This is a genomic window from Paenibacillus sp. AR247, from assembly GCF_002968895.1.
In the GTDB taxonomy this organism is placed as follows: Bacteria; Bacillota; Bacilli; order Paenibacillales; family Paenibacillaceae; genus Paenibacillus_AQ; species Paenibacillus_AQ favisporus.
Genome location: NZ_PCZT01000009.1, coordinates 882812 through 895605, shown reverse-complemented (window position 1 = coordinate 895605; position 12794 = coordinate 882812). Strand labels below are relative to the sequence as shown.

Below are 12794 nucleotides of genomic sequence, written 5' to 3'. Positions count from 1 at the left end.
CCTCGATTTCTCTGATGATCATGATGACAACCTCCAATACTGAAAACCAATCTACCGTACTATCATACGACCTAACTGGAGATTCTGTATACCCCGCTAAAAAGAGTGGATCAGAATTTTGAATTAGCAATCGAATTTATTAATCCCTACTTGTTGAATCGGATTTAGAATGATAAAGTGCTGTCATATATCCAAGTAATCGGGTAGGAAAATATCAATTTGGCTTGTCGGCATCATTTGATTTCTAAAGGGAGGCAGAGCATATGGCGGAGACTTTGCTAAACATCACGGCGCTGAGTAAAAGCTTTGATACAGCCAAAGGACGTGTTGAAGCACTGCACAAAGTGGACTTGAACATCCGGGAAGGAGAGTTCATTACGGTCATCGGTCCGAGCGGCTGCGGGAAAAGCACGCTGCTGCGCATCATCGCCGGGCTGGACGGACAGTATTCCGGCACCATCACACTAGCCGGCCAGAACATTACGGGACCGGGAATCGACAAAGGATTTATTTTTCAGGAGCATCGTCTATTTCCTTGGCTGACGGTGGAGAAAAATATTGCTGCGGATTTGTCACTGCGTGATCCCGAGGTTAGGCGCAAGGTCGATGAACTCATCGAACTGGTCAAACGTTGGGGGCTTCGAAAAAGCCTATCCCAAGGAGCGTGTCCGGGGGGAATGGCCCAACGGGTGGCGATCGCAAGGGCGCTGCTGCGCAATCCCCGGGTGCTGCTGCTGGATGAACCATTTGGTGCACTGGACGCCTTCACCAGAGCGCATATGCAGGATGTGCTGCTGGATATTTGGCGCAGAAATCAGACGACGATGATTTTTGTTACCCATGACATTGATGAAGCCGTATTTCTGGCCAACCGGGTCGTCATTCTCAAGCCGCGGCCGGGTCAAATCAAAAGCATCGTGCCGATCGATCTTCCCTATCCCCGGAAGAAAACGACGTCATCCTTTCAAGAGCTTCGGCTTCGCGTGCTTAAGCTGCTGGATTCCCTGGATGAGTTAGAGCTTACGGATGGGGCCGGTATATAAAATTGTTGTACTCATGTCAGAAAGGCAGGTGGTTGTATGAGTCACGAAATTTCAGCAGCAGGACCCTCCCTAAGAGCGGGCTTCGGAAGGTGGAAGCTTCTCGGGCTGGGACTGATTCTGCCGGGAGCCGTCCTTGTTTTGTGGCAGATTTTCGGACAGCTGGGGTATATATCCGATTTGCTGTTTCCGACACCTCTCGTCATTCTGAAAGCCTTTGTCGGCCTCGCCCAGTCCGGTGATTTATGGGATCATTTCCGGATCAGCGCCGTGCGGGCACTTGCAGGATTTGCGCGTCGGGGGGAGCGTTGGGACATTGGCGAGGAATCCAAAATTCTGTTGATCGCCAAAGGGGCCTTCTTCCCAATCTATATCAATACTTATCTCGGTATCCGTAATGTGGATAACAAATGGTTCGAAGTGACCCGTGTGCTCGGGTACAGCCGCATCCAGCAGATCAGAAGGCTGGTGATCCCGGCGGCGCTTCCTAACATCCTCCTGGGAACCCGGTTATCGATCGGGTTATCGTGGCTGGGTCTGGTGGTAGCCGAATTGATTGCTTCGACTTCCGGGGTCGGTTATATGATGTCCGATGCCCGCCAGTTTGCCGATACACCGGTCGTTTTCGTAGGCATTATCGTGTTTGCGGCCGCGGGACTCATTACGGATTATATCGTTCGGCTGGCGGAACGCAGGTTGTTAAGGTGGAAGGAAAGCTATAACAGGTAAGGAGGTATTCAAATGAGCCTGCAAAGCGAAATACCGATTCCGCAAACAACGGTTAAACAAGATCGAGATATCCATTCGTCTCCACATTCAAATCCCACGGCTGGGGAGGCTGCAGTTAAGGTTACAGCGGATATCGTACAAACGAACAGGCAGCCGAGGAGCTCCAAGAGATGGTGGGCCGATCTGTTGTGGGCATCTATTATACCGGTTGTGGTGGTGGTGTTATGGCAATGGGCAGGCGTCGCAGGCTGGATATCGCCCGAATTTATGCCGACGCCGTGGGTCATTCTGAAATCGTTGATCCATCTCATTGCCTCGGGTGATCTTGCCTATCAGATTGGAGTGAGTATACAGCGTACGCTCGTCGGATTTGCGATCGGAGGGCTGCTTGGACTGGTGTTCGGATGTTTTACCGGTATGTTCCGCAAGGCGGAGTATTTGCTCGATCCCAGCATCCAGGTGCTGCGGCTGGTTCCACATTTGGCCATCGCGCCCTTGATCATATTGTGGTTTGGCTTTGGCGAAACCTCCAAGATTGCCATCATCATTTCCGGTTCTTTTTTTCCGATGTACATCAATACATACGCGGGAATTCGCCAAGTGGACGGTAAATGGTTCGAAGTGGGCAGGGTGCTCGAATTCAAGCCGTATCAACGCTTCACGCGGCTGATTGTTCCCGGGGCACTGCCGAGCATCCTGCTTGGCGTCAGATTGTCGCTGGCTGTATCGTGGATCAGCCTTGTCGTTGCGGAACTCGTAGGTTCTACGGCCGGGATCGGTTTTATGATCAATGAAGCCAAGCAAAACTCGGATACCCCGGTTATTTTTGTCGGCATTCTGATCTTCGCGGTTGTAGGCAAGCTGATCGATTCGCTGGTTCGCGTGCTGGAGCGCAGGTGGCTTCATTGGCGTGATTCCTATCGTGGTTAAATCCAATTACGAAAAAATAGGAGGCGTGGCAAATGGCAATTCAGGAACAGGCGCAGCATTTGAAAACGGACGTAATGGTGATCGGCGGGGGACCGGCGGGTACTTGGGCCGCCGTTACGGCAGCAGCCAAGGGAGCCAGAGTGGTGCTGGCCGATAAAGGATATTGCGGATCCAGTGGGGCAACGGCGCCTTCAGGCACGGGCGTGTGGTATGTGAAGCCGGATGAACGGCTGAGGGAAGAAGCCAAAGCCAGCCGCTATGACATGGGCGGAAGGCTGGCGGAACACCGCTGGATGAACCGGGTGCTCGACCGCACCTATGCCAATATGAATCAGCTGGCAGGCTGGGGGTACCCGTTCCCGCTGGATGACGAGGGCAATCAGCACCGGCGCAGCCTGCAGGGGCCTGAATATATGCGCCTCATGCGCAAGGTCGTCAGGAAGGCGGGCGTGACGATTCTGGACCACAGCCCGGCGCTGGAGCTGCTGGCCGACGAGCATGGCGTGGGAGGTGCTGCGGGAGTCAATACGCAGACGGGTATCCCGTGGACGGTGGAGGCCGGAGCGGTTGTGATCGCCACAGGCGGCTGCGCCTTTCTCAGCAAAGCGCTCGGCTGCAACGTCCTCACAGGCGACGGGTATCTAATGGCCGCTGAGGCCGGGGCGAATCTGTCCGGCATGGAATTTTCCAACGCTTACGCGATTTGCCCGACATTCTCCTCCGTGACGAAGACGGCTTATTACAGCTATGCCAGCTTCTATTATGAAGACGGCACGATTGTTGAAGGAGCCGGTTCCAAGCGCGGGCGTTCCGTGATTGCGCGTAATCTTATGGAAGGCCGGCAGGTCTACGCCGTGCTCGATCAGGCGCCAGAACACTTGAAGCCGCTGCTCCGGGTGGGCCAGACCAACTTCTTCTTGCCGTTCGACCGCCGCGGCATTGATCCGTTTACGGACCCGTTCCCGGTTACGCTTCGCCTGGAAGGGACGGTCCGTGGTACCGGCGGCATCCGGCTGGCGGATGAGCTCTGCGCAACCGATGTGCCCGGACTCTATGCTGCAGGAGACGCTGCCACCCGGGAGCTGATTTGCGGCGGGTTTACCGGAGGAGGGAGCCACAATGCAGCTTGGGCTATGTCCTCCGGCTCTTTCGCCGGAGAAGGTGCGGCGGCCTACGTCAAGAAGCTGGGTGCCCGTGATGGAAGCCGCAATTTAGAGCGAAAGTCCACCCAGCCCATCGTGGAGGAAGGCAAGGGCAGCGTTAAACCAAGCCGGGCAGCGGAATGGGTGCAGGCCGTTCAGGATGAGGTCAAACCTTATGACCGCAACCTGTTCCGGACCGGTGAGGTGATGACCCAGTCTTTGAACAGGCTGAACGGCTTATGGAACGAGCAGCGGGAGCAGGCTATTGAGCACACCGTGGATGGCGTCAAAGCAAGGGAAGCGGCCGCCATGACGGCAACGGCCCGTTGGATGTACACGTCCGCCTTGGCTCGGACGGAATCGAGGGGCATGCATAAGCGCAGCGATTTTGCCGGGATGGACGACAATCAGCACTACCGCCTGATCACAGGCGGATTGGACCAATTGTGGGTTCGTCCGGAACAAGTCCATAAGGAGGTCGTCGTCCATTGATCGAAGTTATCAGTGAAAGCAAATGCATTGCCTGCAATCAATGCGTGTCTGTATGTCCTACCAACGTATTCGATCGCGTGGCTGACGGGATTCCCGTGATCGCCCGGCAAAGCGATTGCCAGACCTGTTTTATGTGCGAGCTGTACTGCCCTGTCGACGCCTTGTATGTCGCCCCGGAATCCGAGTCGGTCATCGGTGTCACGGAAAGCGAACTGTCAGAACAAGGCCTAATGGGAGGATACCGGGAGAAGGTTGGCTGGGGGAAAGGCCGCAAGCCTGTCGCCAGTCACGAATATATGTATCAGCTGTCGAAGCGGAGCGGATTTTAATTATCGACTGAAGTGGGGGAGCCAATCATGAAGACAACGCATCGTAAAAACACCAAACACGGCCGCTTTTGGAAGTCAGCTGTCATTCTTGCATGTCTGCTGGCCGTCATCGTGGTTCAGGGCTGCTCGCCATCCAAGCGCACCGGGGATGCTGCCGAAGCTGCCGCGGATAAGCCGACGGTGCTCAATTATGGCTACATCGGGATCAATAAATTAAATGTGCCGTCAAGCGGAGCTGAAGGCTGGGGATTCCATAAAGGGATTATTCAGGAGGAGCTGAAGAAGCATGGGATTACGCAGGTGAACCTGACCGGCTTCCCTAACGGACCCGACCAAACGGAATCATTAGTCAGCGGCCGGCTGGACGCGGGCAGCCTTGGCGATACACCGGCGATCATCGCTTACGCCTCCGGTGCGAAAACACGTTTGATTTCCCAGCCAGCGACCTATTCCATCGGGTACTTGTTTGCCAAAAAAGGCGGAGCTAAGTCCATCAAAGATTTGGAAGGCAAAACGATTGCCATTCAAAAGGGATCTTTTATGCACCGCTATGTCGTTGGCCTGCTCAAGCAGGAGGGCGTGAAGGATTATAAGCTGGTTCACATGCTGATTCCCGATGCGCAGGCAGCTTTGGCAAGGGGGGATGTCGACGCGTTGACCAACAATGGCGTTCAGGCGTTGAAGCAGATTGACGAAGGTTATCCGCTGCTTGACGATGCCACCAAACATCCCGATCTGATCGGTACGAGTGCTACCGTCGTATCGGACGCTTTTCTGGCCAAATTCCCCGACTTTCCGAAAATTTGGAACGAAGCGCGCAAAAAGGCGCTGGATGACTTAAAGCAGCACGAAGACGAATACTACCAGTTTGTCGCGGATACGCAGGGAACGACTCCGGAAGTTGTCAAGAAGATTAGTCCGATCAGCGAGATCAAGGATACGCCGTTTACTGATGACGGCTTAAAGCTGATTGAAGGAACGAAAGACTTTCTGGTTGAAGAAAAGCTTGCGAAAAAAGATTTTGATATGAACGACTGGGTGCTGAAATAACCACGTACAGGACGATAGGGGGATTGCAGCGGATGGCACCCAAAATGGATATTCAATTAACCACGGATGTACTGGTTCTTGGTGGCGGGCCAGCTGGCGCTTGGGCGGCATGGAGGGCCGCGTCCAAGGGAGCAAGGGTTGTGCTTGCGGATAAAGGCTTCTTGGGCAGCAGCGGTGCGACGGCACCTGGAGGAACAACCCTGCTGGTGATTCCTCCGGTAGCCGAGCTGCGGGAAGATGCCGTACAGAGCAGGCTCAAGGCAGGCGGCTATCTGTCGGAGAATGCCTGGATTCACCGGGTTCTGGATGAGGTGGAGACCTATTTGGAAAAAGTCGGAGAATGGGGATATCCCTTTCCGAAAGATCATAACGGGAATCCGCTCCGCACGCATTTGCACGGCCCCGAATATATGAAGCTGATGCGCCGGGCGGTCCGGCAGGCCGGTGTGCGTATATTGGATCAGTCCCCTGCGCTGGAGCTGCTGCACGATGCGAATGGCGTCGGGGGAGCAAGAGGCGTGAACCGGCTGACGGGCCAAGAATGGGAAGTGCGCTCCAATGCGGTCGTTCTGGCTACTGGTGGCTGCGCGTTTTTGAGCAATGGATTGGGCTGCAACGTACTTACCGGCGAGGGACTGCTTATGGCCGCCGAAACGGGAGCCGAGCTTTCCGGGATGGAATTCAGCCGCCAATATGCGCCGAGCGCCGCCTTTGGCAGTGTGACCCGAGGGAGAATGCTGGCTTGGTCTACGCTCTATGATCAAGAAGGAAGCGTGATCGGCCGGGGTGACCGCGCCTTCGGCAGTCTGCAGCAGCATCTCCTGAAAGGACCGGTGTACGCCTCGATCAATTTGGCCGACACGGAGGAGAAGCGGCGGTTTCTTCGTCACGCGCACCCGATCTTCTTTATGCCGCTCGAGCGCGCAGGCATCGATCCGTTCCGGGATAAGTTTCCGCTCACGCTACGGTACGAAGGGACGATGCGCGGGACGGGCGGGCTGCGGCTCACCGGGAACGACTGCCGCACGAGCGTTCCGGGTTTATACGCAGCGGGCGATGCCGCCACGCGAGAGAAAGTAACGGGCGCCATTTCAGGCGGAGGAGCGTATAACGCTTCCTGGGCGATATGCAGCGGAAACTGGGCGGGCGAAGGTGCTGCGGAGTATGCATTATCCCAATCCGGAGATGCCGGTAAGCGGAATCTGACACCGGCAGGAAGATACGGCTTGGTGCAGCACTCCGACGCCGACCGGCTGATGGACGTCCCGGAAATCATCTCGGCCGTTCAGCGCGAGGTGTTCCCCTTGTCGATTAACTTTTTTCGCAGCGAACCGGTTATCAGGGCGTCTCTCGACCGTTTGCACGGGCTTGTTCCTTTTTTGCATGACAGCGTATCTGACGATCACCGTCATCGTGTGCGTGCCCGGGAAGCGGCAGGCATAGTGGCTACGGCGAGATGGATGTACTCGGCCGCCCTTGCGCGCAAAGAGAGCCGCGGGCTGCATGCCTTTGCGGAATACCCCCAGCTGGATCCCCGCCAGACCCACCGCCTTCTGGTGTCGGGGGTCGACCGAATCCACATCCGGGCTGAAAAGGTCCCCCATGCGTCCGAACTCACATCGGAGGAGGGGATGGTCTTATGATCGAGCTGGTCAGCGGGGAGCGGTGCATCGGTTGTTCCATTTGCGTAAAGGTCTGTCCAACCAACGTGTTTGATATGCAGGATGGACAGCTTGTGATCGCCAGGCAGGAAGACTGCCAGACATGTTTTATGTGCGAAGCGTATTGTCCAGTTGATGCTTTGTATGTTGCGCCTTATGCGGACCGATCCGTAGAGGTCAGCGAACAGGTTTTGCTGCATGAGGGATGGCTCGGCAGCTGGAGAGCAGAAATCGGATGGACCGCGGGCAGTGAAACGACGATGGCCGCCCGGGATACTACGCCGTTTTTTGAACAATTTACGAAAACCCACCGGCCAGAGGAAAGCTAATGTAACGTACTGAAGCATATGGATGTGTAAAGCCACCCTGATTTCAAACAAGGTGCTTTTTGGCGTGCTGATCGGCTGCCGCGAATGGGTGAGTTTGGTTATAACCAACATCTACCTTGATGGAAATGGTAAAATATCCGAAAAATTTATCGAAGGATGTGGCAGATCTTATGGAACCCAAAAAGACAATGCAAATCCGGCCGTATTGGAATGAACAGGATTACACAGCTTTACGCTCTCTGATCACCGCCAAATTTGCTGATCCAGGGAGGCGATTTTATCCGAGTCTCGGAGATTTGGATTATATTCGCGCGTTTGATGAACGATTTACTGAAAAAGTAATGATTTGCGAAGTTGGTGAGGGTACGGTGATCGGAGCCGTTTGGCCCGGGCATTACCGGATTCTACACATCGTAACAGGACCGGAGTATACACATTATGAATCGGACATTTTGGCATGGGCCGAACAGCATTTTTGTGCTCCTACTTTGCTGGAGGATCGTACGGGGAACGAGGTCTCAGTCTGGGCTTATGATGAGGATACAGTTCGAGTGCAGTTGTTAAAGGAACGGGGATACACGAAGCATACATGGTATATGTACTCAGGTGTGTTCGAGCTTGGTCCGTCACTTCCCGAACCTCAATTCCCTCCCGGATACCGGGTTCGACCTCTAATCGAAGCAGAAAGGGGTGCAAAAATTAACATTATGGGCGGATCAGCCGGATTGACGGCGCCTACCGCGGAAATATACGAACGTTTAATCAACAGCCCAACATATCAGCCAGAATTAGATCTTGCGGTCGTGGACGACCATGAACAGATTGTGGGATTTGCAAATGTATGGCAAGACACCGCAAATCATATAGCTATCATCGAACCTTTTGGAACTGCACCGACTCACCGGAGGAAAGGACTGGCTACCAATTTGCTGTATGAGTGCATGCATCGTCTGAGAGCAAGGGGTGTGTCGGAGCTCTACATCAATCATGGCGGATTATGGACGTTGGATCCTGAACCTGACGATGCCATGCGGGTGTATGGAACCGCAGGATTTCAAAAACTAGGCAGCATGTTCGTATGGTGCAAGGCTTGTTGTTGCGGTTGAGTCTACAAGGTAACACACAATCACAAATTTTCCCTAATTATCTATTGCGCTATAAAGTAAAATAAATTACTATACAGAGTAAGGAGGTGCTAAAAAATGGATGAGGAGTTACAGCTTAACGTTCCGCTGCTGCGCCGACGCGTACCCAATCTAACGACGGCGGCACGGGAGGCTGGTCTAAGAGCGGCAACGGTTTCCAATCTATGTACAGGTAAAATCCCCGTCGGCCGCGCTGAAGTAAGGACGTTGGTGGCTCTTGCTTCTTTGGCGGGATGCAGTCTTGATGAACTCATTATTAGAGGGAGTGGTGTTCGTATGATCGAGACAGGTGTAAAAGCGTTGGATTTGCTCGCCCCGGTAGTTCGCGGGGGAACCGTTGGATTTGTGGCACGGCCGAACATGGGGCAGCTCGTTATGCTCGCAGAGCTGATGCTCCGCATGAAGAAACGGGGATTCGCAACCGTGTTTTGGGACCCGCAATCGGATATTTCGGGCGTCGAGCTGGTTCAGGAGCAATCCGAGTTTTCCCATTCGGCCAAAGAGGACGTTTATCAGCAAATTGTGGAGCTGCGCGGGGAAAAAGATATCCTCCTGGGCGTTGATCGGAGCAAAGTTTTATCCGGCGAGTTATTATCCTTGCGAGATCGTCTTAAGGAGGTTGGAGCCCGGCCTATCACGATCGCCCTTGTAGATATTAAGTGTGAAGCGGCTGACGATGATAATGCGTATGGACCTTTGGACACCCTGTGGAGATTTGACACCGATCTGATCAGCAGAGGCATTTATCCGGCAATCGATCCGATCGGGTCGACCTCGACCGTTCTGGAGGGAGCGCATCTGGACGCCGTTCATCTGACCACCCAGCAAGCGGCACGGAAACTGCTGCGCCGTTACAGAGAGCTGAGATCGCTGGTGACCGTACTGGGCACGGAAAAGATTTCTGATAGTGATTTGCAGCTGTACCAACGGGGCGAAAGGCTCGAAGCTTATCTTGCACAGCCTTTCTACGTATCCGAGCCCTATACTAAAAAACCGGGTGAATGGTTGACGCTTTATGATACACTGGCTGATGTGAAGCGGATCTTGGATGGTGAAATGGATGCTACCGAGCCATCTGAATTATTTTTTAAAGGGCGGCTGGAAGTCACCAGCTGAAGCGTGATGATTGATATCTGGTAAACGGTTGCATAGGGCCGGTCCAGCTGACCGGCTCTTACGAACCGTATCGAATGGTTATCGAAAGAGGTGAACGGCTTGATTCGCGGCGTCATACTCGAAGGTTTATCCACAACTGGGAAAACATCCGTATTATCTGCATTAAAAAGAGTACATAGTTTAAGTTCGCATGCCGAGCGAACGCTGATCGCGCTAAGTGAACATTATTCGCAAATCCTGCATTCCGATCACGGCGTGCTGAGGTCCTTGGATCAAAATGAACATATCCAGCTGTTGAATCAGCATATCGCTTATCTTGAACAGCTGCTTGGTTGGATTGAATCTCTGGGTCAAACGAAACCGTCTAACGGAATTTTTTTCATCTTGGAGAGATTTCATCTTAATCATCGTGCTGCATTCGCAGATCATTCAGAAATTGAAGCTTTGGAACAGCGATTGCTGCGTCTCAATGCAAAATGCGTTCTTTTGACCTTGTCTCCGGAAGCTGTTCCGACCCGATTTGTTGAAAGCCGAGGTGAAGCCTGGCGGTCCTATGTCATGGCGAATCATCCGTCTGCAGACGAAGCTTGCAGTAAGTTTGTTGAGGATCAGGAAAGGCTGCGCACATGTATGAATCAATCGCACATTCCTGCAATGGAAATCAACACCGACGAAGCAGCGTGGGATGATTATGCGAATCAAATTTTGAAGGCGTTGGACGAATAAGCATAATAATACATACCAGGTGAAACAAGCTACAGGCTGCCTAACAACGGCGGCCTGTTTGGGTTATAAAGGGAGTCATTCCTGAACAAAAGGAGATGTGGTGCTTCGAAGCGAAGTAATATTATGGAAACGGTATAAAATCGTGGCAGAGAAGAGGATTTTCCAAAGGAGAGAATCGACAATGAAGAAAAAAATAATGGTTATATTCGGCACTCGGCCCGAAGCGACGAAAATGTGCCCGGTAATTCAAGAATTGCGCCATCATCAAGAAAGGTTTGAGACGAAGGTGGTTGTTACCGGCCAGCACCGAGAACAATTATCCCAAGCTCTTTCACATTTTAATATTCAACCCGATGTCGATTTGGCTTTGATGAAAGAGAATCAGTCACTTGCCTACTTAACTTCGGCTGCGATTGTTGGACTCGACAACATCATTAATGAGGACAAGCCTGACATGATACTGGTTCATGGAGATACGCAGACTGCGATGTGCGGGAGCTTGGCAGCCTTTTTTCATAAGATCCCGGTTGGGCATGTCGAAGCAGGCTTACGTTCTCATCAAAAATATTCGCCTTGGCCCGAAGAAATAAATCGCAGAATTGTCGATGTTATTACAGATTTACTATTTGCGCCGACATCTGTTAGCAAGAACAATTTGAATAGAGAGGGTTATGATTCCGAACATATTTTTATAACCGGTCAAACTGCCGTCGATGCAGCAATTCTAACCAACAAAGCTGATTATAAATTTCATAATGAACAATTAAACGATCTTGTCCAACTTCAAGGAAGATTGATTACTGTAACGGCTCACCGCCGTGAAAATTATGGAGAACCTATGCAGCAAATGTTTAATGCGATCCGACGTGTGGCTGATGAACATCCAGATGTTCATATCGTTTATCCGGTTCATTTGAGTCCATATGTCCAGGATACCGCATTTGCTATGCTGTCCGGTCATGATCGGATCCATTTGCTTGATCCCATTGAATACCCTGATATGATCAATCTGTTATCCCGTTCTCATCTTGTATTAAGTGATTCAGGCGGACTTCAAGAAGAAACACCCGTTTTTAATAAACCGTTGATCCTGATGCGAGATACTACAGAACGGCCAGAGGCTATTGCGGCGAATGCCGTTTTCCTGTCCGGAACCCAAGAGGATTCTATTTTTAACATAGCCAATAAACTATTAACGGACCCGGATCTCTATCAACGGACCCGGATCTCTATCGACAGATGGCAAATGCGAGAAACCCATTTGGTGACGGGCTCGCCTCCAAAAGAATCGTACATATTATTGCCCATCATTTCGGATTAACCGAAGACCTGCCAAATGAATTCGAGGAGTAAGCCTAATGACTCAATACTACTATATCGCTTCAAGCCGTGAGCTTCCTACTGGCTCCTTCGGGAAGAACAAAACGGTAATGACCATTCGGGATTATATTGAAAAAGTGAACCCTTCGGCGAAAGATCAGATTGTGATGCAAGCGCTGCTGGAAAAGGACCCGGAGGGGGATCAGCTGATGGATATCTTCGAAACGGAATTGGACGCAGCCGGCTTGTATGTAGCGGGTCCTGTGAAATCAGTAGATGCATCGTGCCCGTTCCGGCAGCCATACATTTATCAGGTAGACCCTGATGGAGGCTCTTTCGAGATGAATGACGAGAAGAAGCTGTCTTCGCCTGAATACTACCAATGCAGTAGAAAATGTATAACCGAGCTGTTCCAGTATATGGGACGTCATTTAGAGATTGGTGAAGAGCTGGAGCTGTACTCATGCACCGCATATGGGTTTGAAAGGTTTAGTGACTTGCCTAACCAGGATGATCTTGTAATTGATTTGTCCACTTTTCAATTGGGGGACAATTTTGAGTGGAAAGAGCGCCAAATGATACGGGTAAGAAAGTAAAGCATTTGACGAAAAGATATGGGGGAGTATCCATCTGGCCATCGGAAGTGCCCCAAACCAATGCGAACATGCCAATTTGTCCTCCATCCACTGGGATATCGTACTGAATCAGTGCGAGGAATGGGGCGGCGGCCGGCTTTGGTTTGATGACGTCTTGGTACAGGAGAACGGCCGATTTGTATTGGATGA

Annotated in this window: 13 protein-coding genes; all 13 read left to right on the top strand. The window is 52.2% G+C overall.

What is annotated here, in order from left to right; translation table 11 throughout:
• Window positions 1–263: 263 nt before the first annotated feature.
• On the top strand, window positions 264–1043 hold the full coding sequence (locus tag CPT76_RS12245) for an ABC transporter ATP-binding protein (RefSeq protein WP_105443124.1): 780 nt from the start codon (window positions 264–266) through the stop codon (window positions 1041–1043).
• Between the two features lie 36 nt (window positions 1044–1079).
• Window positions 1080–1769, top strand: a complete 690-nt coding sequence (locus CPT76_RS12240; protein ID WP_105443123.1) for an ABC transporter permease — start codon at window positions 1080–1082, stop codon at window positions 1767–1769.
• 12 nt (window positions 1770–1781) lie between these two features.
• A complete protein-coding gene (locus tag CPT76_RS12235) occupies window positions 1782–2699 on the top strand; it encodes an ABC transporter permease (RefSeq protein WP_105443122.1) in 918 nt (305 codons plus the stop codon).
• 32 nt (window positions 2700–2731) lie between these two features.
• Window positions 2732–4333: an FAD-dependent oxidoreductase gene (locus CPT76_RS12230; protein WP_105443121.1), complete on the top strand. Its 1602-nt coding sequence runs from the start codon at window positions 2732–2734 to the stop codon at window positions 4331–4333.
• Window positions 4330–4662 carry a 4Fe-4S dicluster domain-containing protein gene (locus tag CPT76_RS12225; RefSeq protein WP_076166160.1) on the top strand — a complete coding sequence of 111 codons (333 nt, stop codon included), beginning with the start codon at window positions 4330–4332 and terminating at the stop codon, window positions 4660–4662. The genes CPT76_RS12230 and CPT76_RS12225 overlap by 4 nt, the downstream gene beginning before the upstream one ends.
• 27 nt (window positions 4663–4689) lie before the next feature.
• Window positions 4690–5712, top strand: a complete 1023-nt coding sequence (locus CPT76_RS12220; protein ID WP_105443120.1) for an ABC transporter substrate-binding protein — start codon at window positions 4690–4692, stop codon at window positions 5710–5712.
• Between the two features lie 32 nt (window positions 5713–5744).
• Complete coding sequence (locus tag CPT76_RS12215; RefSeq protein ID WP_105443119.1) at window positions 5745–7355, top strand: FAD-dependent oxidoreductase; 1611 nt, start codon at window positions 5745–5747, stop codon at window positions 7353–7355.
• Window positions 7352–7702 (top strand): 4Fe-4S binding protein, encoded by a 351-nt coding sequence (locus CPT76_RS12210; RefSeq protein ID WP_105443118.1) that lies wholly within the window; start codon window positions 7352–7354, stop codon window positions 7700–7702. Before CPT76_RS12215 ends, CPT76_RS12210 begins: the two co-directional genes overlap by 4 nt.
• 170 nt (window positions 7703–7872) lie before the next feature.
• Window positions 7873–8808 carry a GNAT family N-acetyltransferase gene (locus CPT76_RS12205; RefSeq protein ID WP_105443117.1) on the top strand — a complete coding sequence of 312 codons (936 nt, stop codon included), beginning with the start codon at window positions 7873–7875 and terminating at the stop codon, window positions 8806–8808.
• Between the two features lie 96 nt (window positions 8809–8904).
• Complete coding sequence (locus CPT76_RS12200; protein WP_105443116.1) at window positions 8905–9963, top strand: ATP synthase beta subunit C-terminal domain-containing protein; 1059 nt, start codon at window positions 8905–8907, stop codon at window positions 9961–9963.
• 99 nt (window positions 9964–10062) lie between these two features.
• Complete coding sequence (locus CPT76_RS12195; protein ID WP_105443115.1) at window positions 10063–10689, top strand: hypothetical protein; 627 nt, start codon at window positions 10063–10065, stop codon at window positions 10687–10689.
• A 181-nt stretch (window positions 10690–10870) separates the two neighbouring features.
• Window positions 10871–12010, top strand: coding sequence for a non-hydrolyzing UDP-N-acetylglucosamine 2-epimerase (gene wecB, locus CPT76_RS12190; protein ID WP_308737569.1), 1140 nt, complete (start codon window positions 10871–10873; stop codon window positions 12008–12010).
• 109 nt (window positions 12011–12119) lie between these two features.
• Window positions 12120–12605, top strand: a complete 486-nt coding sequence (locus CPT76_RS12185) for a hypothetical protein (protein ID WP_181152812.1) — start codon at window positions 12120–12122, stop codon at window positions 12603–12605.
• Window positions 12606–12794: the final 189 nt, after the last annotated feature.